The organism is Polynucleobacter sp. Adler-ghost (genome assembly GCF_018688495.1).
Taxonomy (GTDB): Bacteria; Pseudomonadota; Gammaproteobacteria; order Burkholderiales; family Burkholderiaceae; genus Polynucleobacter.
Genome location: NZ_CP061320.1, coordinates 1,613,180 through 1,632,386, shown reverse-complemented (window position 1 = coordinate 1,632,386; position 19,207 = coordinate 1,613,180). Strand labels below are relative to the sequence as shown.

Annotated in this window: 24 protein-coding genes; 13 read left to right on the top strand and 11 right to left on the bottom strand. The window is 45.5% G+C overall.

Annotated elements, in window-relative coordinates; genetic code table 11:
- Positions 1–8: 8 nt before the first annotated feature.
- Positions 9–938 carry a 2-hydroxyacid dehydrogenase gene (locus ICV89_RS08515; RefSeq protein WP_215308181.1) on the bottom strand — a complete coding sequence of 310 codons (930 nt, stop codon included), beginning with the start codon at positions 936–938 and terminating at the stop codon, positions 9–11.
- Positions 939–1,022: 84 nt separating this feature from the next.
- Here ICV89_RS08515 and ICV89_RS08510 point away from each other — a divergent pair, with 84 nt between their 5' ends.
- Entirely contained in the window at positions 1,023–1,964 is a 942-nt protein-coding gene (locus tag ICV89_RS08510) for a 3-hydroxyacyl-CoA dehydrogenase family protein (protein WP_215308180.1), read from the top strand.
- 17 nt (positions 1,965–1,981) lie between these two features.
- Here the strand turns inward: ICV89_RS08510 and ICV89_RS08505 are convergent, their stop codons facing one another.
- On the bottom strand, positions 1,982–3,187 hold the full coding sequence (locus ICV89_RS08505; protein WP_215308178.1) for an MFS transporter: 1,206 nt from the start codon (positions 3,185–3,187) through the stop codon (positions 1,982–1,984).
- Between the two features lie 44 nt (positions 3,188–3,231).
- Between ICV89_RS08505 and ICV89_RS08500 the strand changes: the two genes are divergently transcribed.
- Positions 3,232–3,912: a cytochrome b/b6 domain-containing protein gene (locus tag ICV89_RS08500; protein ID WP_215308176.1), complete on the top strand. Its 681-nt coding sequence runs from the start codon at positions 3,232–3,234 to the stop codon at positions 3,910–3,912.
- On the opposite strand, the gene ICV89_RS08495 is transcribed toward ICV89_RS08500, so the two are convergent.
- A complete protein-coding gene (locus tag ICV89_RS08495) occupies positions 3,913–4,365 on the bottom strand; it encodes a cytochrome c (RefSeq protein WP_215308174.1) in 453 nt (150 codons plus the stop codon).
- A 59-nt stretch (positions 4,366–4,424) separates the two neighbouring features.
- The gene (locus tag ICV89_RS08490; protein WP_215308172.1) at positions 4,425–5,087 is read right to left on the bottom strand and encodes a site-2 protease family protein; all 663 of its coding nucleotides are present in this window, start codon (positions 5,085–5,087) and stop codon (positions 4,425–4,427) included.
- A 28-nt stretch (positions 5,088–5,115) separates the two neighbouring features.
- On the opposite strand from ICV89_RS08490, the gene ICV89_RS08485 reads away from it, so the two are divergent.
- Genes ICV89_RS08485 through crcB form a run of 4 tightly spaced genes read left to right on the top strand, consistent with a single transcriptional unit; the run spans position 5,116 to position 6,641 of the window.
- A complete protein-coding gene (locus ICV89_RS08485) occupies positions 5,116–5,283 on the top strand; it encodes a hypothetical protein (protein ID WP_015421675.1) in 168 nt (55 codons plus the stop codon).
- A gap of 44 nt (positions 5,284–5,327) precedes the next feature.
- Positions 5,328–5,465 carry a hypothetical protein gene (locus tag ICV89_RS08480; RefSeq protein WP_170217005.1) on the top strand — a complete coding sequence of 46 codons (138 nt, stop codon included), beginning with the start codon at positions 5,328–5,330 and terminating at the stop codon, positions 5,463–5,465.
- 9 nt (positions 5,466–5,474) lie between these two features.
- The gene (gene ygiD, locus ICV89_RS08475) at positions 5,475–6,254 is read left to right on the top strand and encodes a 4,5-DOPA dioxygenase extradiol (protein ID WP_215308170.1); all 780 of its coding nucleotides are present in this window, start codon (positions 5,475–5,477) and stop codon (positions 6,252–6,254) included.
- 9 nt (positions 6,255–6,263) lie between these two features.
- Positions 6,264–6,641, top strand: coding sequence for a fluoride efflux transporter CrcB (crcB, locus tag ICV89_RS08470; protein ID WP_215308168.1), 378 nt, complete (start codon positions 6,264–6,266; stop codon positions 6,639–6,641).
- Between the two features lie 15 nt (positions 6,642–6,656).
- Here crcB and ICV89_RS08465 read toward each other — a convergent pair whose 3' ends face one another.
- The 6 genes from ICV89_RS08465 to ICV89_RS08440 are packed head-to-tail and all read right to left on the bottom strand — an operon-like array spanning position 6,657 to position 12,135.
- The gene (locus ICV89_RS08465) at positions 6,657–7,646 is read right to left on the bottom strand and encodes a tripartite tricarboxylate transporter substrate binding protein (RefSeq protein ID WP_215308167.1); all 990 of its coding nucleotides are present in this window, start codon (positions 7,644–7,646) and stop codon (positions 6,657–6,659) included.
- Positions 7,643–8,164: a chromate transporter gene (locus tag ICV89_RS08460; RefSeq protein WP_215308165.1), complete on the bottom strand. Its 522-nt coding sequence runs from the start codon at positions 8,162–8,164 to the stop codon at positions 7,643–7,645. Before ICV89_RS08460 ends, ICV89_RS08465 begins: the two co-directional genes overlap by 4 nt.
- Positions 8,164–8,700: a chromate transporter gene (locus ICV89_RS08455; RefSeq protein ID WP_215308163.1), complete on the bottom strand. Its 537-nt coding sequence runs from the start codon at positions 8,698–8,700 to the stop codon at positions 8,164–8,166. Before ICV89_RS08455 ends, ICV89_RS08460 begins: the two co-directional genes overlap by 1 nt.
- 5 nt (positions 8,701–8,705) lie before the next feature.
- Positions 8,706–9,680: a D-2-hydroxyacid dehydrogenase family protein gene (locus tag ICV89_RS08450; protein ID WP_215308161.1), complete on the bottom strand. Its 975-nt coding sequence runs from the start codon at positions 9,678–9,680 to the stop codon at positions 8,706–8,708.
- Positions 9,681–9,706: 26 nt separating this feature from the next.
- The gene (locus ICV89_RS08445; RefSeq protein ID WP_215308159.1) at positions 9,707–11,080 is read right to left on the bottom strand and encodes an MmgE/PrpD family protein; all 1,374 of its coding nucleotides are present in this window, start codon (positions 11,078–11,080) and stop codon (positions 9,707–9,709) included.
- 53 nt (positions 11,081–11,133) lie between these two features.
- Complete coding sequence (locus ICV89_RS08440; RefSeq protein ID WP_215308157.1) at positions 11,134–12,135, bottom strand: tripartite tricarboxylate transporter substrate binding protein; 1,002 nt, start codon at positions 12,133–12,135, stop codon at positions 11,134–11,136.
- Positions 12,136–12,225: 90 nt separating this feature from the next.
- Between ICV89_RS08440 and ICV89_RS08435 the strand changes: the two genes are divergently transcribed.
- Positions 12,226–12,528, top strand: coding sequence for an antibiotic biosynthesis monooxygenase (locus ICV89_RS08435; protein WP_215308156.1), 303 nt, complete (start codon positions 12,226–12,228; stop codon positions 12,526–12,528).
- Between the two features lie 12 nt (positions 12,529–12,540).
- Here ICV89_RS08435 and ICV89_RS08430 read toward each other — a convergent pair whose 3' ends face one another.
- Positions 12,541–13,308 carry a sulfurtransferase gene (locus tag ICV89_RS08430; protein WP_215308154.1) on the bottom strand — a complete coding sequence of 256 codons (768 nt, stop codon included), beginning with the start codon at positions 13,306–13,308 and terminating at the stop codon, positions 12,541–12,543.
- An 89-nt stretch (positions 13,309–13,397) separates the two neighbouring features.
- On the opposite strand from ICV89_RS08430, the gene ICV89_RS08425 reads away from it, so the two are divergent.
- The 6 genes from ICV89_RS08425 (at position 13,398) to ICV89_RS08400 (ending at position 19,198) form a co-directional block, all read left to right on the top strand.
- A complete protein-coding gene (locus ICV89_RS08425) occupies positions 13,398–14,396 on the top strand; it encodes a tripartite tricarboxylate transporter substrate binding protein (protein WP_215308152.1) in 999 nt (332 codons plus the stop codon).
- Between the two features lie 9 nt (positions 14,397–14,405).
- Positions 14,406–14,957 carry a carboxymuconolactone decarboxylase family protein gene (locus ICV89_RS08420; RefSeq protein ID WP_215308150.1) on the top strand — a complete coding sequence of 184 codons (552 nt, stop codon included), beginning with the start codon at positions 14,406–14,408 and terminating at the stop codon, positions 14,955–14,957.
- Between the two features lie 3 nt (positions 14,958–14,960).
- Positions 14,961–16,160 (top strand): class I SAM-dependent methyltransferase, encoded by a 1,200-nt coding sequence (locus tag ICV89_RS08415; protein WP_215308148.1) that lies wholly within the window; start codon positions 14,961–14,963, stop codon positions 16,158–16,160.
- Between the two features lie 205 nt (positions 16,161–16,365).
- Positions 16,366–16,869, top strand: coding sequence for an energy transducer TonB (locus tag ICV89_RS08410; RefSeq protein WP_215308146.1), 504 nt, complete (start codon positions 16,366–16,368; stop codon positions 16,867–16,869).
- Positions 16,870–16,918: 49 nt separating this feature from the next.
- On the top strand, positions 16,919–17,047 hold the full coding sequence (hemP, locus tag ICV89_RS10990; protein WP_305848973.1) for a hemin uptake protein HemP: 129 nt from the start codon (positions 16,919–16,921) through the stop codon (positions 17,045–17,047).
- Positions 17,048–17,140: 93 nt separating this feature from the next.
- A complete protein-coding gene (locus tag ICV89_RS08400; RefSeq protein WP_215308143.1) occupies positions 17,141–19,198 on the top strand; it encodes a TonB-dependent receptor domain-containing protein in 2,058 nt (685 codons plus the stop codon).
- Positions 19,199–19,207: the final 9 nt, after the last annotated feature.

Genomic DNA, 19,207 nt, shown 5'->3' with positions numbered 1-19,207 from the left:
GCTCCGTTTTAATTTTTTACTTCAGTCAGAAGTGGTTTTTTATTATAGAAAGCTTCTAAATTATCTATTGCTAAATTTGTCATTAATTGTCGCGTTTCGGAAGTGGCACTTCCAATATGCGGAGTTAATAGAACATTATCAATATTTAAGAACTCTGGGTTTGGGTTCGGCTCATTTTCAAATACGTCGAGCGCCGCCCCAGCAATCCATTTTTGCTGCAGTGCAACTAAAAGTGCAGCCTCATCCACTACGCTACCGCGTGCAATATTAATGAGGTAACCCTGGGGACCCAAAGCTTTTAGAACTTCGGCATTGATCATTTTTTCTGTTTCGGGGGTGGCAGGGCAAGCAAGAAAAAGGATGTCAGATGCCCTTGCCAAAGATTGGAGATCGGGAAAATACTCGTAAGGCAGCTCTTTGCGTGTCGGGCCGGTATAGGCTAAATGAACCTTAAAGGGCTCCAAGCGCTTTGCCAGATCTTGTCCAATGCGACCCATCCCCGCAATCCCGACCTGTTTACCGGCAAGAGTAGTGGTGACGGTAAATAAACCCTTGGACCAGGCAGAGCTTTTAACAAACTCATGCGCCTGAGGAATGCGACGTAATAGGCCGAAGAGCATACCAATGGCCAGCTCGCAAACAGCGTCATTCAAAACGCCCGGGGTATTGCTGGCCTTGATTCCATTGGCCTTGAGATAGTCTAAGGGTAAATTGTCATAGCCTACGCCACAAGTAGCCACCATCTTTACCGCAGGGAGCTTCTCAAGTAACTGGGCGGGTAGCTGAGTGTTTGAGCGAATCAAAATACTCTCAAAAGAGCCTGACGGTAGATTGGCATTCAGGTCGGGAAAGCGCACCGGGGTAATGCGACGGTCAATTGCCGCTTGCATTACCTCAGGAAATTGTCCGACCTGCAGCACTGAATTGACTGGGATCATGTCTCACTTACTTTTTTATTGGAATAATGAAGGCATTGTAAGAGGATTTGTGATCCTTATCTTGCCCCTGAAGGAGAAATTGAGATGTTATTTACCCCATCTGAAACTAAAGTCGTCATCGTTGGTGGCGGCACTATGGGTGCTGATGTAGCCGCTGTTTGCGCGCGCGGGGGTTGTGCAGTTCAGGTGCTAGAGCCTACTACCGAGCGCCGTGCACTTTTACCGGATTACTTTGCCAATACGATGATTGAGCTTGGGTATGAGCACCGCTTACATTTACTCTCGACAGCCGGCTCCTTGGAAGAAATAGATTGGTCAGAAATCGACTTGGTGATCGAGTGCGTGCCTGAACGCTTGGATATCAAGCAAGAGTTATTTGCCAAGCTAGAGCAATATGCAAAGCCAGAAGCGGTCTTGGCGAGTAATAGCACCAGCTTTCCAATCAGTGATATTTCAGCAGGATTAAAAACAGCTGCACGGATGATTGGCTTGCATTTCTTCATGCCTGCACACCTAGTGCCTTGCGTAGAAGTAGTCTATGGTGCAAAGACTTCGCCAATGGTGGGCGAAAGTCTTTCTCGTTTGATGACGGCTTGCGGCATGGTTCCCGTTACCGTAAAAAAAGATTTGCCAGGCTTCTTGGCAAATCGCCTACAGCATGCCTTATCGCGCGAAGCCTTTGCCATGGTCGACGCTGGTATTGCTAGCTTAGAAGATATCGATAAGGCCGTACGTTTTGGCTTTGGCTTTCGTTATATCGCTGCAGGGCCTGCAATGCAGAGAGATCATGCGGGATTGGATGTGCATGGCGCTGGTGGTGCAACGATTTATCCGACTCTTAATAACTCCCCAGATATTGCCAAATGCTTAAGTGATCGCATCGCTAGTGGCAAACTGGGCATGAAAACCGGTGAAGGTTTTTATTCTTGGACTGCAGAGACGATGAAGGCGGAGCGAGAGCGCTACCAGGAGGCCTTACGCGAAGGTCTCAAGATTATTCAAAAAGATTTGCCGAAGATTCACTAAGATCAACTAAGTCAGTTTTAGGTTAGATCTTTAAGATTGAGTTTTCTGAGTTGGGGTGCAAGTTTGTAGGTCAGTAAGACAACTAGCAAAGTTGCACCTCCACCAAATATGATGGATGGAACAAGCCCCATAAGACTGGCTGCAATTCCAGACTCAAGCGCCCCCAATTCATTGGAGGAGCCAATAAATATCCCATTGATTGCACTGATCCTGCCTCGCATTTGATCAGGGGTTGTCAATTGCATAATGCTGCCACGGATGACTACTGAGATAGAGTCAAAGCAACCGGAAATAAATAAGAAAAGTGCGCAAAGCCAAAGATTGTTAGACAGTCCAAAGGCAATAATGGCAATCCCAAAGCCGCCGACTGATAACAATAAATGTCTTCCAGAATCTTCTAGCAAGGGTCGACGTGCCAAGTAAAGGCCTGTAATGACAGCTCCAGCTGCTGGCGCTGCCCTGAGAATTCCTAAGGTTTCGGGACCAGCGTTGAGAACCTCTTTAACAAATGCGGGGAGTATGGATACTGCGCCACCGAATAGCACGGCAAACATATCTAGCAGCATGATGCTAACAATCAGCTCGTGTTTTCGTACGTAATGAAAGCCTTCCAAAAAGCTGTTTAAGAAATCATGGCTCATGCCTTCTGACTTTTCATGTTTGATGCGAATGAAGCTCACTCCATATAGACCGATAGCGCCACTCAATGCAGCGAGGGCATAGGTCCACTCGAGCCCAGCAAGTCCAATCATGAGGCCGCCCAAACCCGGTCCAGCTACAACGCAAATCTGAAATGCAGAGGATGCATAAGCGGTATAGCGCGGCATTTGATCTCGGGGAATAATTTGTCCAAAGATGGCCTGATAAGAAGGGCGCAATAGTGCGCGAGCTAAGCCTAAAAAAGCTACTGCTGAATAAATCAAGGGAACGGGCGGCGCCAACCAGTCAAGGGCTATTGCAACTAGAAACAAGGCAACGGCAATATGAAAGATGCAGGCAATCGCAGCGATCCATTTTCGAGAATGGCGATCTACTGCATGGCCAGCATAGAGAGCTAATACAAAGTAGGGAATCAGCTCCGCAAGACCAATCAGTCCAAGGGAAATGACACTATTAGTGATTTCATAGATATGCCAACCTACTGCGACCATCATGATTTGATAGCTTAGGGTTGCGCCTATACGATAGAGCAGCAAAGTTTTAAAGGCTTGGCTAGTTTTCATGAATTTTTCTTATTCTAAAGGGGGTAGTGATTTATTCTTTAGATATGAAAAAAATCATCCGTGTTTGGGATTTGCCAATTCGCCTCTTTCACTGGCTCTTGCTTGCTGGCATTGTTTTGAGTTTTGTCACTGTCAAGATCGGTGGCAATGCTATGAGTTGGCATGCGCTTTCTGGTTACTGCGTGCTTAGCTTGATTATCTTCAGAATCATATGGGGCTTTGTCGGCTCTTACCATGCTCGATTTATTCATTTTGTGCCGAGTCCAAAGGGTTTAATACATTTTCTAAGAGGTAAAGCTAAAGCGGGGCTTGGTCACAATCCCTTAGGCGCTTTGTCTGTTTTGGCCTTACTTTTTTCAGTTGGTCTTCAAGCGATAACTGGTCTTTTTGCAAATGATGATATTGCCTTTGAGGGACCTTTTGCAAAATATATTTCTAGTGGAACAGTTGAGCTCCTCACTTCAATCCATCGTCAGAATGAAACAGTCTTAATGATTTTGATTGCGTTGCATTTATGTGCAATCTTCTATTACCAGAAATTCAAAGGTGAGAATTTGATTAAGCCCATGTTAGTGGGCGATAAAGAAATTGACCCAAGCGAAACAGAAATGAATCTCTCTGCAGACTTGGGTCATGCTTCCAAGGATGGAAGTTTGCAAAGAGGCTTTGCGCTATTGCTGCTCAGCCTTATTGCGCTAACTCTGGGTTACTTCATCTCTAGGTAATTACTTTTTCTTAAAGTCATCATGGCAACCTTTGCAGGTAGCGCCTGCTGCACCAAAAGCTTTTTTAATTGCTTCTTGATCACCTGACTGCGCAGCGGTATTGAGGCTAGCAACAGCTAACTGCATTTTTTCTCCAGCAGCTTTAAATTTAGCGTTATCTGACCATACCACTGGGAGTGCATTGCCACCCTCTGTACCTGGACCAAACGCTTGCCATGGCAAGGTCGATATCATGGCAACGACTGCTGCGTTCTTCGCCACTTCATCTTTATTGAATGGTGCTTCGCCTTTAACAACTGCACCAATTTTTCCAAAAGAATTGGCCATCACAGTAAAAGCACTTTGACGATACTTAATGGCGTCCTCTGGTTTTTTAAATTGCGCATAAGCAATGCCTGTTCCGGCGACTAGTGCAGGGGCAATGGCGGCAAAAATCAAATGTTTCAGTTTCATAGTTAAGCTCCAGTGAGGTCAGTGAGTTATTACTAATGCGTTCAAATTTTGAGAATACTTCAGAAAAGCATTTGCAGGGGAAGTGTGACAAAGTAAACAACACTCTTAAAAAAGGCCGTCAAGGGCTCCATCCAAAAGCTGCCAATGAGGCCTGTAAAGACGAGGGCCAAAACAATAAAGAATCCGTAGGGCTCTAGTTTTCCGAAGGCGATGGATTGTCTTGCTGGTAATAAGCTCGCCAGAATGCGACCACCATCTAGTGGAGGCAGGGGGAAGAGGTTAAATACTAGTAAAACTAAGTTCCAGGTGATCCCCGCTTGAGCCACGGCCAAGAGAAAGCGCTCATTCACGCCAAAACCATAGAGAGCAATCAAAAAGATGGCCCAAATGAGGGCTTGGATGAAATTGGATCCAGGTCCAGCTAAGGCTACCCAGATAGAGTCAATGCGGGGATTACGTAGGCGCCCAAAATTGACTGGTACTGGCTTGGCATAGCCCACCAAAAAAGGAGAGCCACTCAGAATCAAAAGTAGGGGAATAAGGATAGTGCCCACCGGATCTATGTGTTTAATGGGGTTAAGGCTCACTCTCCCGAGCATATAAGCGGTATTGTCGCCAAATTGACGGGCCGCATAGCCATGGGCAGCCTCATGAATGGTGATAGCGAAAATCAAAGGAATCGCATTAATGGCTACAGCTTGGATAGAATAGTCAGTAATCATGGCAATATGATATCTATAGGAGCAAAAAGTGACTGACGATAAAAAACCTGAATCAAAAACCCCCGCTAAGCCCGTAGCAGCTAAGCCAGTAGCCCGTCCACCAGCCCCAAAAGGCCCATCCGGCCCTGGCGGCAGGCCTCAGGCTGGCTTTGGGGGCGGAAAAGCCATGATGCGCAAGGCTGGCCGCGGCCGATAGTGGATAATTGCACTATCAAATAATGTGTTTAATAGGGATTTAGCATGAACGAATGGCATAAAGAGTCAAAAGAAGAAGTTAATAAGAAAATCATCACCTTGATCGTCATGTTGGCAGCTGCTACTAGCTTAGCCATTTTGTTTGCATTGGTTGCGGCTCACACTGGCTACGTATTCGGCTAATCTGCAGTAATGACTAGCCATCGCCAACCCGCAGTATTTGTTGGTCATGGCAGTCCGATGTACGCCATTGAGCCCAATCGCTATACAGCCGCTTGGGCTAATCTTGGTAAATCACTTAAACGGCCAGATGCCATCTTAGTCATCTCGGCACATTGGGTAACACGCGGAGTGTGGGTTACTGCAATGGCTAAACCTAAAACTATTCATGACTTTGGGGGATTTCCGCAAGCCCTCTTTGATATTCAATATCCAGCACCCGGTAGTCCTGCACTGGCAGATCGCGTAAAAGAATTGTTGGATATCCCCGTTGTACTTGAAGAGAACGAGTGGGGTATTGATCATGGCGCCTGGTCTGTTCTGACATATCTCTATCCAAACGCAGATGTACCGGTGGTGCAATTGAGTCTAGATGGTTCCATGTCTGCGAGTAAGCATTACGAGCTTGCTAAAAAATTACGCCCTTTGCGTGACGAGAATATCTTGATTCTGGCAAGCGGTAATGTTGTACATAACTTGCGCACTATTCATTGGGAGGAGGGCGCAACACCTTATCCATGGGCTAGAGAGTTCAATGATTTTTTTGTTTCGGAGATGCATGCAAACCATCACGACAATTTAATTCATTGGGAGCAGTGCGGTGATGCCGCGCATTTATCTATCCCAACGCCTGAACACTATTGGCCAGCGTTGTATGCACTTGCTCTTCAAGAGCAAGGTGAGGTCCCTAAGATATTAATTGATGGAGTAGAAATGGGCTCCATTAGCATGCTCACTTTCTCAATCCAATAAATACCGAATATGTGGCTATCTATTTTTGCAATTTTTTGTGGTGCTGGTCTCGGTGCTTTACTAAGAGCGGGCTTTAATCTCGTAACAGTCAGCCTTGCCTCAACTCTGCCATTGGGAACGTTTATTTCTAATATGGTTGGCGGATATTTCGTCGGAATTGCCGTAGCCTTTTTTGGCAATAATCAAAGCCTCTCCCCCGAATGGAAGTTGTTCGTGATTACAGGTTTTCTGGGAGGTCTCACCACCTTCTCCAGCTTCTCTGCTGAAGTAGTCGGTTTTATGCAACGTGGTGAAGTCAGTTGGGCGCTAGGCACTGCGTTTTTACATTTAGTTGGTTCACTTGGCCTTACTTTTTTAGGTATCCTGACTTACCAAGCGCTGAAGTAAGTTTGCGCATCTAGCTTACTCGGGTTTAATATTTCCAGCCTTGACTACGGCACTCCATTTTGCAGCCTCTGATTTAATGAGGGCTGCAAAATCAGCAGGGCTACCACCACCAATTTCATTTCCTTGAGAGAGCATTAACTCTCTAAGCTGTGGATCTTTCAGCGCCTCATTAGCAGCTTTATTTAATGTGTCGATAATCGATTTAGGTGTGCCAGCAGGTGCAATAAATCCTTGCCAATTGAGTACTTCCACCTTAGGGTAAGCAAGCTCTGCAAAACTAGGCACGCTCGGAAAGAGTGGCGATCTCTTTTTGCTGGTGATGGCGATAGGACGCAGTTTATCTGCCCTGATGTTGGGGACTGCAGAGTACATTTGATCAAACATCATGTCGACGTTGCCTGCCATCAAATCAGTCAACGCAGCAGAACCACTCTTGTAAGGTACATGAATCATTTGAATGCCGGCATTTTGCATAAATAGCTCAGCGGAGAGTTGATGGCTGCCGCCGATTCCTCCTGAAGAAAATGTCAGGGTTCCTGGTTTTGCCTTAGCTGCTGTAACAATATCTTGAATGGTTTTGTATGGCGAATTTGGGTTTACTACCAGGATTAGAGGACCCTTTTCTATCAGGATGATGGGGGTAAGAGCGGTTTCTGGGTCGTAGCGTAAATTTCCGAAAAGCGTTTTGTTTACCGCCATTGGGGCAAAGTTTCCCATACCAATGGTGTAGCCATCTGGGGCGGATCTTGCAACAAACTCAGTGCCGATATTGCCACCAGCACCTGGCTTGTTATCAATCACAATGGCTTGCTTCAGAATGACACTCATTTTCTGGGCCAGTTGTCTGCTCCGAGAATCTGCGCTGCCGCCTGCACCATAAGGCACTACTAAATTAATAGATTTGTTAGGGTATGTGTTTTGAGCCTGCGCAGTCAGCGCTAACGACAGCGCTAAGCCAGAGATTGAAGTATGAAGTAAGGTACGAAGAAGTGAAGAGAGTTTCATATCAATCCCATGATTCCGAGGGCTGCGCCCAGTGCGATCAAATATAAAGGATGCCAGCGGGTAAATACCGTCAATCCAATAGTGAGTAGAGTCAATCCATATGCAGCATAGCTATGATTGATTTGCAGTGCAATCTGCCACGCAGAAGAAAGCACTAAGCCAATTGCCAGTGCGGCAGCAGCATACTGAATTGCCTTCTTTCTTTGCTCATCATTCATACCCAGAATCAGCCGCTGTACAAAGTACACCAAAATAGATGATGGCCACGCAATAGCCAAGGTGGCTAGTAGTGCTCCCAGGACTCCTCCAACATGCCAACCGATCAGGGTGACCGTCATGAAATTCGGGCCAGGAGCAGCTTGCGCAATTGCAAAGTAATCAGCAAAAGTTTGTAGGTCAATCCACCGCTCTTGATAAACCGATAGCTCCAAGAGGCTGGGAAGTAGCGCATTGATTCCGCCGAAGGCAATCAGAGAAAAAGCAGAAAGCTTTAAAAATAGACTGAGAAGTATGCTCATCACTTACGAGCCTTCTTGAAGGCTAATAGCAAAGCAAGCGGAGATATAAGGAGAACAACCCAGCCAAGGCCTAGATGGAAGTAACTTGCGGCAGTCACTGTCAGGGCTACGACCAAAAGCATGGTGGGGTATTTAAACTCATCACGCAACATTTTGATGCCCGTAGAGGCAATTAATCCCACACCCACTGCAGAGATGCCTCTAAGTAGGCCTTGAACACTTTCTAAATTGCTGTAATGCTGATACAAGACTGCTAGCAACATCACAATGCAGATAGGCCCAAGAGTCAGGCCAAGCGCTGCGGCAAAGGCGCCCTTAGCCCCACAAAGACGTGAGCCAATGCAGACGGCAAGATTCAGAATATTGGGCCCTGGAACAATTTGGCATATTCCAAGAATGGCGCTGAACTCTTCTGAGCTAAGCACCTTGTCTTGCTCTACCAGAGTGCGGCGAGCCCAAGGTAGGACCCCACCAAAACCAGACATACCGATCTTGCTAAAGGTAATAAATAATTCTGTTGGAGTGAGTGTTTTCAAAGGCGTTAAGGCTGATATGGATGGGGTACTGGTTTTTGATCCAACCATGCTTCCAGAGTTTCAGTAATCCCTTGCGAGAACATTTTAAATACAGGCTCCGCAATAAAGCCCAGGTGGGGCGTTGCTAATAAATTTGGGGTGCTGCGTAAGGGATCGTGAGATGGTAGTGGTTCAATATCAAATACGTCGATAGCAGCCTGGCCGGGGCAACCTTTTTTGAGAGCAGCGCATAAGTCGGGCATATTAATTAATGCAGAGCGCGAGGTATTGACTAGAAGGGAGTCCGGGCGCATTAAAGCAAGTTGATCAGCGCTGATGATTCCTTTGGTGCCTGGACCCGCTACTAAGTGCATCGTAACTACTTTTGATGTGCGTAGTAATTCATCCAGACTAACTGAAGTTGCATTTTCAATTGCAGCGCGTTCTGGGGTCATGTTCGGACTCCAAGTAACAATCTCCATACCGAATGCCTTACCAACGCGAGCAACAGCACTGCCGATAGCACCAAGACCAATAACGCCCAAACGCTCGCCGGAGAGCATGGGCAGAACGGAGAGTTCATCGCGCCAGCCACCAGTGCTCACTAGATTATTTTGGCGAACCAATTGTTTTGAAGCGCCCAAAATTAATGCCCAGGTTAACTCGGCAGTAGTCTCTTTCGAAGGACCTCCTGGCGTGCAGGCAATCGGAATATTACGAGAAAGAAGGGCGGCGCTATCTAGCGTGCCATTTCTCTTGCCTGTGAACATCAATAATTTGAGCTTTGGCAACCTTGCAATCATGGCTTCGTTAAAGGGGGATCGGTCGCGCACGATAGCAATCACATCAGCGTCTTTGACTGCCTCATATAAGGCCTCATCTCGCAACGGCTCGTGATGGATTATGAGGTTTGAATTTTGCTCTATGCGATCCCATTGAGAGAAGCGACGCAGGGCGCGCTCGTAATCTCCTAAGATGACGATATTCGGTTGCTTGGCCATGTGACTGGTTTTTTCTTTCAGGTGGGTTAGTCGGGAGTGCAAAGACTCAATATTTTCTTGAGATCAGGCGCACTTCCTAGATTCCATAATGCTGCAATGAGTTGACCAGTTTTTTCCTTGCCAATTACTGGCTCAGTCAAGCTAGAGAACTTTTGTTCTAAATTAAGGTCGCTCATTGGGTTCTCAACAGATCCAATTGCATTTTTAATGAAGATGTGAACTTCCCTACCGTCCTTCAGAATCGCTTTGACGTCCACCGATGCCTCGCTGATAGAGGTATCAGTTGTGGCGTTTACTTTGGCGCGCAAGGCGACTACATCAGGGCGATTGACAATATCATCGGCGTACTCACCTTCACCTGCTTGACCGAAAATTAAGCCTACGGCACAGCCATGGTAGACGCTGAATTTACCTTCAAGACCATCTTGAGGTGTTTTCTTACCAGTTAATTCAAGAACGAGAGGGTGGACGCGTAATTCAATGCGTTCAACTTCTTCTGCTTTAACGCCTTGTGCTTTGAGTTGCGCGCATGCGTCAATGGCCGGATGGATCACAATTCCACAGGCGAATGGTTTGTAAGTATTTAATGAAATCTCAAATGATTTTCCAAGCTCTCGATCAATCTCTGACCAGTCGCATTTAGTTGAAACGGTTTGCATATAACCGCGGCCCGCTTCTAGAGCTTTAGGGCTAGCAGTAAAGCCATGCTTGGCCAATAAGGCAGAAAGTTGTCCTGCACGTGCCGCACCCCCCGGATGAAAGGGTTTTGTCATGGTGCCAAACTGCTCGCGCATACCCACCGGCTGTGATGCTGCGATGCCTAATGCCATAGTTGTTTTTTGGGTGTCTAGTCCCATGAGGCGTGAGCAAGCTGCAGCAGAACCCAGCATGCCAGTGGAACCAGTGATATGCCAGCCACGATGGTAGTGATCTGGGTACATGGCATTACCAATGCGGCAAGCAACATCAATTCCTAAAACGAGTGAATCAATTATTTGACGGCCTGTGACATTAGTATGTTCACCCAAAGCCAGAATGGCAGAAGCAACAGGCCCTGCCGGGTGAATCACTGTTTTCAGGTGTGTGTCATCAAAGTCAAAAGTATGTGAGCTAATGCCATTGATGAGAGCTGCGCCACCCATGTCAACACGATCCTTTCGGCCAAGAATACTCGCCTGAGATGCTGGTTGAAATTCACGGATAGCAGCTAATGAGGATTCAACGCTCTCATGATTAGCTGCGCCAATTGCGCATCCAAGCCAATTTAAAAAGGTGCGATGTGCCTCATGGTCTACCTCAGCACTCCAGCCTTGACTAGTGTGTGAAGTAACAAACTCAGCTAATATTTTAGTGACTGGTGGTGCATTCAGATCGGCTGCTGCTTGGATGGCGTGGGACATGTTATTTCCTGTTTTTTGTAAGTATTGAATTTGATAAGAATGAGTAAGGAAATTTATTCCAACTCAATGCTGCGCTCTTTAGCAACCTTAACCCAGCGAGCAATATCTTCTTTAATGTAGTTTTCAAATTGTTGTGGAGACATTGGCATTAATGTCATTGCCTCACTGGTCATTTTTTCCGAGAAATCCGGCAGTGCCAATGCTTTATTGAGTTCTGAGTTGAGTTTCTTAACAATGGCGGGCGGAAGGTTGGCAGGGCCAACAATTCCATACCACTGCTGCCCATCAAAGCCGTTGTAGCCAAGCTCCTTAAAGGTGGGAATGTTGGGCGCAGCAGGATTACGCTTAGCGCCAGTGATAGCTAAGCCACGAACTCGATTGGTATTTAAATAGGGCATGGCGGCAAAGAGGGTTGGAAGCATTGCTTGAGTTTGACCTGCTAACAAATCCGTATAGGCTGGCCCTACACCACGATAAGGGACATGAACCATAGAAATTCCTGCGGCCAGTTTTAATTGCTCCATCCCTAAATGGGTCAAGGTCCCAGGGCCAGCTGAGCCGTAACTTATTTTGTCTGGATTCTTCTTAGCGTAATCAATAAATTCTTTAAAATTTTTGATCGGTAACTCGGGATTGATCACCAGAGCATTTGGTGTTGCTCCTATCATGCCAATCGCCGTGAAATCTTTTATGGCGTCGTAGGGTAGCTTGCGAACCGCTGGATTGGTTCCGTGCGAGCCAACATAGGCAACCATTAAGGTGTAGCCATCTGGAGTTGCTTTTGCGACTGATTGCGAGGCAATGGTGCCTCCACCTCCGCCAATATTTTCCACAACAATGGTTTGACCAATCGACTTGGACATTTTTTCAGCAAGCGAGCGGGCAATATTGTCTAGACCACCTCCAGCTGCTACTGGGGCAATCAACTTAATTGGCTTAACGGGATAGTTTTGTATTGATTGCGCTGCAGCATTAAAACTAGCCACTGAGCTGATGCTAGAAAAAATCAGGGCAGATAAAAAAATCGGCATTTGCCGACGGAGGGTATTAGACATGTCTCGAGCCTAGATATTTTTTTGAATTAAGCTTCTTTTATAAATGAATTTTACTATTGATATAAAAATACTTTTTAAAAAGGGAGCATCATGATTTTAGAGCACTGCGATATAGAAATTGACCCAACTAAGGGTGCTGAGTTTGAGGAGGCCATTTTGCGAGGTGTCAATACCGTCATCGCCAAGGCTAAGGGATTTCGTGGATTCAAGGTTAATCACAGCATTGAAAGTCCTGCTCGTTATTTATTGTTGATTTACTGGGATACCCTGGATAACCATACGGTCGACTTTAGGGGTTCTGATGCCTTTGCTGATTGGCGAGCTATTGTTGGACCATTCTTCGTAAAACCACCTTTTGTTGAGCACATGACTTTGGTGGGTAAATCAAACTAATCACTTTGGTCTTTAAGCGATTTGTTTTTTTCGGATTGAGCGCTCAAGTGGGATGGTGTCTAGATTAGGTTCTAGCGCTTCCCGCTCATCAAATACGAAGCAGCTGCCGGTATAGTGTGCAGAGCCAACCTCTTCAAAGTACTTGAGGATGCCACCCTCTAGCTGATAGCTGTGTTGCATGCCAATTTCGCGCATGTAGAGCCCAGACTTTTCACAACGAATGCCGCCGGTACAAAAGCTCACCAAAGTTTTATCAGCTAGCTCGTCTTTATGAGCCGAAATGGCATCAGGAAATTCTGTAAACTTCTCGATATTGAAATGCAGTGCATTTTCAAAAGTTCCATACTCGACCTCAAAAGCATTGCGTGTATCCACCATGACGACAGGACGACCTAAGTCATCTGTCCCGCGATCAAGCCACTCTTGTAATTTTTTTGGTGTGATGAAGTTTGCGCGCCCCTCTTCCGGACGAATCGCCGGATGATTCATCCGAATAATTTCATTCTTAATTTTGACCAGCATCTTCTTAAAGGGCTGCGTTTCGGACCAACTATCTTTAGTTTGTAGGGATGCGAAGCGTGGATCCTGGCGCAAGTCATTTAGAAAGCCACGCAATTTAGGTTCACTACCAGCTAAAAACATATTGATGCCTTCGCCAGTTAAGAGAATGGTGCCCTTTAACTCGCTAGAATTGCACTCATCTAAGATCTTGGCGCTTAGCTCAGTTAAATTGTCTAGACTGACAAATAAGTAGGCAGCTATGTTCAAAATTGGTTTCATCGTTAATCTCATCTTGCTCCGGTATCCATTATCAAACAAGCGGCCAGGATGGGTGGTAATCTTGCAGTCTTAATCGAGGGAGATGATGTATGCCGATTTTCTTGAAAATAACTAAAAAAGCCCTTTTATTGGGCTTATTGATGATGTTTGCTGGTTCTTTTGCTAGCGCTCAAACTGCCGGTGTGGGCGCTTGGCCAACCCAAAAGCCGATTCGCCTGATTGCCGTTTTCCCGCCAGGTGGTTCTGTGGATCAAGTGGCGCGTACCTTGGCCCCAGCTTTACAAGCAGAATTAAAGCAAAACGTCATTGTTGAAAATATTGGCGGGGCATCCGGTGTCATTGGAACTGCTGCCATGACAAGGTCAGATCCTGATGGTTATACCTTTGCGGTCGTATTTGACACGCACGGTGTAAATCCGATCCTCAAAGATAAGCTGCCCTACGACACGATTAAAGATATAGCGCCTGTGACCTTAATTGGTACATCACCGATGGTATTGGTCGCCAGTAAGAATTCTGGGATCACCAGTTTTAAGCAGTTGGTAGACCAGTCCAAGACTGGCAAACAATTTAGCTATGGATCTATTGGTATTGGTAGCTTGGGTCATTTGGCCATGGCGCGTTTGGCTAAGCAAGCGGGCTTTGATTGGAATCACGTCCCTTATCGTGGTGGAGGCCCCTTGATGCAGGATGTACTTGGTGGTCAAGTTCCACTGGCTGTTGGCTCAGAATTCTTAGTCAAGCCGCATGTCGATAGTGGCGGCGTCATTCCCTTAGTAATTACTACCGCTAAAAGATCTCCTGAGTTACCGAATGTGCCAACGATTGCTGAAAGTGGTTTCCCTGGATTTAATGCGCCAGCATGGTGGGCAGTTTTGGCTCCAGGCAAAACTCCACCTGCCATCGTCAATGCCATGAACCAGGCTGTCACGAAAGCGCTCAAGACGCCTGCAGTCGCATCTAAATTAAAGTCACAAGGTATTGAAATTGTCGCTGGTAACCCAGAAACTCTCCGCGACTTCATCGGCAAGCAAATTGCGGTGTGGGGTAAGTTTGTGATTGAAAATAATATTAAAGAAACACAATAAGGAATTGATATGAGTGAGCGTTTAATTCCCTATCAGCCGATGGACTTGGCTGAGCCTGCTGAGTTGGTGGCAGCTATTCGTAAAAGACGCGGTGGTCAGTTCATTAATTTGGATCGCATGCTTTTACATAGCACCCCTATTGCTGAGGGCTGGAATCATTTTGTCGGCGAGATCCGTAATAACCTCTCCTTAGATCCAAAGCTGCGCGAGCTTGCGATGTGTGGGGTAGCTGTTCTGAATGGCGCCGAATATGAGTTTTTTCACCACGCCCCACCATTCATCAAAGCAGGCGGCACTGAAGAGCAAGTGCAAGCACTGCGTTTAATTGGTCAGCCAAGTTTTCCTAGCGCCTTATTCTCTACTATTGAAAATGATGCCGTAGAGCTTACGTTTCAGATGACGCGCAATATCCAGGTTGATGGCGCTCTGATGAAGCGCTTGCAGGCGGCTCTGGGAAATACTGATACCGTTGAGCTTGTCACTGTAGTGGCAGCTTACAATATGGTCTCTCGGTTTTTGATCGCCTTGGATGTTAATCCTGAGGAACATCCTCCTGAGTAATTCATGAGCCAGGGTAGCTCGATTCACTGGGAAGAGGGTCACCAGACCTGTTCAGCTGTTTGGCATTCTGAAAATGGCATAGCGGCACATAAAAAAGTGGTGATTGCTGACGATACATTAACGGCGGACGATGCCTATCGCTTGGCATGCGAAGGTACCGCTATCCTCTGGAGGGGGGATTTTCAAAATGCCCGACAGCTCTTGCAGGCTTTGGTTCGACGTATCGATAAACCATCAAAAAAATCGAAGCGTGCAGGCAAGAGGTTGGATAAGTCAGGTGAGCCTGTTATCCAGAAGTCAGCAAAAGATATTTTTAATCAACATCGCCTGATTCAATCTCAGCGAGCTCGTATATTGGGGATGTTGTTAATTCAATGTAATGCGGATCATACAATTTCATTACGCCGAGCACCCGACATTTCCCAGGCGTGTATTGAGGCATACGGTACAGTCACACAATCTTATGTAGTTTCTTTGCGCGAACTCTTGGGCGTAGTGAGCGCTCATGAGTGGCGCAAAAATGGTTTGCCTATTCTGGCCGATGAAAATGGCGAGCCAATTTACGTTCATCCGCATTACGGCGTTTTCTCACCCGTTCGCGGCGAGTACATTGAGTTAGTTTGTAGCGCCCCTTTGCCCAAATCCCTCAATGGGGCATCCACAGCTTTTGATATTGGGGTTGGTACTGGAGTTCTGTCGATTATTTTGGCAATGCGGGATGTCCAAAAAATTGTTGCTACTGATCAAGATGATCGAGCGCTTCAGTGTGCCAAAGAAAATATTGCACTCTTAGGCTTGGCTTCTCAAGTAGAAATTATGAAAGCCAATTTATTTCCAACAGGAAAGGCTTCATTAATTGTCTGCAATCCACCATGGGTGCCTGCAAGACCTAGCTCTACTTTGGAACATGCGGTTTACGATCCAGAGAGTCAGATGCTCAAAGGATTTTTAGCGGGATTGAAAGATCATTTGTTACCCCAAGGTGAGGGCTGGTTGATTCTGTCTGATTTAGCCGAACACCTTGAGCTCAGATCCCGACAAGAGCTGCTCTCTTGGATTGAAGATGCCGGATTAGTTGTTCTTGACCGCATTGATACCAAACCAAAACATCCGAAGACATTCGATGACTCAGACTCTCTTTATTTTGCAAGAGCAGCCGAAATCACTTCACTTTGGCGCTTACAAATTCATCAGAAGTATTAATCTCATCTAGTTAGCTATCTCAATACCCTTGGAGCATGCAGGCCTTTCATCTAAAGGGTTGTTGGTGCGCAAAACATCCAATAAAATTAATGAGAATGATTATCATCTTTCATTTTTGAGTTGATGTAAGTAAGGGCCTTGTTTCTTGATTGGGAAAAAATTACAGATTAGTGCATCTAGACTTATTCCTTTTTGGGTGATTGGGATGCATATTTCCATCATTGTTGGAATGGGAGTATTTCAAGATAGGACTCCACAAACTTTTGCACCAGAGAGGCTAACTCTCAGCTTGAGGGACTCACTTGAGCATCGCGCCATAGCCAAAGTATCAAAACAAACTCAGGACATCAAGATAGCTCATAGCTCCCTTGCATCAACGATTGCGAGGGACTCAAGTCATCATGAATCAGCCATGCTATCTCCGTCAGTAAAAACCTTTCGTGATAGAGACATATTTTTCAATCCAAAACCTATTTACCCCCTATTAAGTAGGCGTATGCGTGAGCAAGGCGCTGTTCAACTCAAGTTATGTATTGATGATCGAGGGCGCGTGGAAAATGTTCAGTTGGTCAAAAGTTCTGGCTATGAAAATCTAGATAGATCTGCCATGGAGGGCGTCAGAGAGTGGAAATTTTCTGCTCTAGAATCTCAGGATCAGGCCTTATCGCACTGCTACCATCTTCCGGTCCACTTCAGGTTAGAGACTTAAATTGAAATCAGAGTTCAATAACTCAAGAGATGATTTCGTGAATTCTCAAATGAGTTTAAATAAGGTGATTGCCAGTACGAATTTATTTGGTAAAGAGAAAACTGTTGTCATCATCCATGATGGCGAAAGATATATTTTAAGAATTACTAAATTAAAGAAGCTCATTTTGACTAAATAGTGATGGGCTAATTAGCCTAATTTATTAGCCAGCAAAAGTATTTTGATATGCGATTAGCCAGCGATTGGATGTTTTTATCTCTGGAGATTGCATATGAAGCAGAAAAAATTGGCTTGGGCTTTACGCTTGGCCTTAGTTTGCGGGTGTTCCTTAAGCTCAGGTATTCAGGCTAAGGAAATAGATTTACCAAGAATAGATATTGTCGGCAGCGAGGAAAATGCGCGTTCGAAAATTCCAGGTACGGTCGATGTGATTAATCAAAAGCAGTTGGATTTACTTCAGCCCCTGTCTATTCAAGATGCTCTTAAGACTATTCCGGGTATTAACATCCGAGGTGATGAAGGTGGTTTAGGCTCCATTCCGAATATTGGTATTCGAGGACTCAATCCCAGTCGTAGTCAGAAAGTGCTATTACTAGAGGATGGGGCACCTATTCATCCAAGCCTATTTATTTCTAGCGCCTCTTATTACAGTCCACCTGTGGATCGTATGAGCGGCATTGAAGTATTAAAGGGGGCATCAGGCTTGCAATATGGCCCGTCTAATATTGGTGGGGTTATTAATTATCTAACTAAGACTCCAGAGGAGGGCTTTAAGCTTTCCGGTAAAGCAGGTAATTATGGTTATCAATTTGCTCAAATTGAGGCCGGCGGAAAGTCGGAAAGCAATGGAGCTATCGCAGGTATCAACATCATTAAGTCTGAGAGTGATGGATACCAAGGCAATGGTTTTAAGATGTACGACATTCTTTTTAAGGGCGGGGTAGCGATTGATCAAAATCAATGGCTTAGCCTTAAATATACCCACTATGACAACAATATTAATACCTCCTATGTCGGCTTGAGACCAAATCAATATGACGCCCGAATTTCAGGAAATCCTGCTCCCAATGATTATTTTGTTACACAGAGAAATGCCGTTGACCTGAATCACTCTTGGGAGCTCGGCACTGGGACAAAACTGAACACATTGCTGTACTGGAGTCGCTTAGATCGAGATTACTGGCGTCAAGTCGTCAGTGGTCGTACTTCGGATAAAACGAGTTTTACTCCGTGCAATGGTGATAATGATTGTATGTTTGGGCGAAATCGTGAATTTCAAATGCTTGGAGTAGATTCTCGAATGACTCATGCCTATGAGGCAATGGGCATGAGTAATGAGTTTGAATTCGGACTACGCTTACATACTGAGACGCAATCAAATCAGTTGGTGGCATCGCGAAGCTTAGCGAAGTCTGGAAGAGTGTCCGGGCATGAAGAAAATAAAGCCAATTCAGTAGCTCTCTTTGCGCAAAATAGATTTTTGCTATCAAAAGACTTTGCAGTTACTCCTGGGGTGCGTGTTGAAAGCTATAACCAGTCTCGAAATAATGTACTAACTGAAAAATCAGGGAGTGCCAAGAATTTAGAAACCGTTCCACAAATTGGAGCAAGCTGGCAACTGATTCCAGAATTACAGCTTTATTCGAGCGTATATAAAGGATTTGCGCCCGCTCAATTAGCAACAGCCATTAGTGAAAAGGGTGTGGATCAGCAATTGGACCCTGAGAGATCAACCAATTTTGAGTTTGGTCTACGGGGTGTCAATCATGGCTTTAGCTATGATGCGGCGATATTTAGCATGAACTTTAGCAATCAAATTGTTAATCAAAGTCTTGCTGCGGGTATTAGCAAAGCTAACGGCGGTAAGAGCTTGCATCAGGGTATGGAATTATCTTTAGGGTATGGATTTGAATCTGGATGGGGTCTGAGTGGAAATCTGACTTATATTCCAGTTGCTAAATTCGTTGGCAACTCATCTATGGGGAGAGACGGAAACCGTATCCCATACACGTCAGAATTGGTATCGAATTTGGGTGTCAGTTATCAGAAAAATGGCCTCAACACCTTAGTCAGTCTAAATTACTTATCACCTCAATTTGCTGATTCAGCAAATACTGCTTTGCCAAACTCCATTGGTACTCTAGGAGAAATCCCTGCCATCACCACTATGAATTGGAGTGCAAATTATGCGATCAATAAAAGTTTGAAAGTATTTGGTGTGGTGAACAACTTGTTGAACAGGCGTTATATTTCCAGCAGAAGTCCTGACGGGATTTTTGCTGGCGCACCCATCAATTTTCAGGCGGGAATGAGTTACCAGTTCTTCTGATGTAGTAGA

Coding starts and splice junctions, on each gene's coding strand:
- ICV89_RS08500 (WP_215308176.1), top strand. CDS start 3,232: ATGAAAAAAATCATCCGTGTTTGGGATTTGCCAATTCGCCTCTTTCAC.
- ICV89_RS08480 (WP_170217005.1), top strand. CDS start 5,328: ATGAACGAATGGCATAAAGAGTCAAAAGAAGAAGTTAATAAGAAAATC.
- ICV89_RS08465 (WP_215308167.1), bottom strand. CDS start 7,646: ATGAAACTCTCTTCACTTCTTCGTACCTTACTTCATACTTCAATCTCT.
- ICV89_RS08420 (WP_215308150.1), top strand. CDS start 14,406: ATGAGTGAGCGTTTAATTCCCTATCAGCCGATGGACTTGGCTGAGCCT.
- crcB (WP_215308168.1), top strand. CDS start 6,264: ATGTGGCTATCTATTTTTGCAATTTTTTGTGGTGCTGGTCTCGGTGCT.
- ICV89_RS08445 (WP_215308159.1), bottom strand. CDS start 11,080: ATGTCCCACGCCATCCAAGCAGCAGCCGATCTGAATGCACCACCAGTC.
- ICV89_RS08510 (WP_215308180.1), top strand. CDS start 1,023: ATGTTATTTACCCCATCTGAAACTAAAGTCGTCATCGTTGGTGGCGGC.
- ICV89_RS08505 (WP_215308178.1), bottom strand. CDS start 3,187: ATGAAAACTAGCCAAGCCTTTAAAACTTTGCTGCTCTATCGTATAGGC.
- ICV89_RS08490 (WP_215308172.1), bottom strand. CDS start 5,087: ATGATTACTGACTATTCTATCCAAGCTGTAGCCATTAATGCGATTCCT.
- ICV89_RS08400 (WP_215308143.1), top strand. CDS start 17,141: ATGAAGCAGAAAAAATTGGCTTGGGCTTTACGCTTGGCCTTAGTTTGC.
- hemP (WP_305848973.1), top strand. CDS start 16,919: ATGAGTTTAAATAAGGTGATTGCCAGTACGAATTTATTTGGTAAAGAG.
- ICV89_RS08495 (WP_215308174.1), bottom strand. CDS start 4,365: ATGAAACTGAAACATTTGATTTTTGCCGCCATTGCCCCTGCACTAGTC.
- ICV89_RS08450 (WP_215308161.1), bottom strand. CDS start 9,680: ATGGCCAAGCAACCGAATATCGTCATCTTAGGAGATTACGAGCGCGCC.
- ICV89_RS08425 (WP_215308152.1), top strand. CDS start 13,398: ATGCCGATTTTCTTGAAAATAACTAAAAAAGCCCTTTTATTGGGCTTA.
- ICV89_RS08410 (WP_215308146.1), top strand. CDS start 16,366: ATGCATATTTCCATCATTGTTGGAATGGGAGTATTTCAAGATAGGACT.
- ICV89_RS08435 (WP_215308156.1), top strand. CDS start 12,226: ATGATTTTAGAGCACTGCGATATAGAAATTGACCCAACTAAGGGTGCT.
- ICV89_RS08415 (WP_215308148.1), top strand. CDS start 14,961: ATGAGCCAGGGTAGCTCGATTCACTGGGAAGAGGGTCACCAGACCTGT.
- ICV89_RS08460 (WP_215308165.1), bottom strand. CDS start 8,164: ATGAGCATACTTCTCAGTCTATTTTTAAAGCTTTCTGCTTTTTCTCTG.
- ICV89_RS08515 (WP_215308181.1), bottom strand. CDS start 938: ATGATCCCAGTCAATTCAGTGCTGCAGGTCGGACAATTTCCTGAGGTA.
- ygiD (WP_215308170.1), top strand. CDS start 5,475: ATGACTAGCCATCGCCAACCCGCAGTATTTGTTGGTCATGGCAGTCCG.
- ICV89_RS08440 (WP_215308157.1), bottom strand. CDS start 12,135: ATGTCTAATACCCTCCGTCGGCAAATGCCGATTTTTTTATCTGCCCTG.
- ICV89_RS08430 (WP_215308154.1), bottom strand. CDS start 13,308: ATGAAACCAATTTTGAACATAGCTGCCTACTTATTTGTCAGTCTAGAC.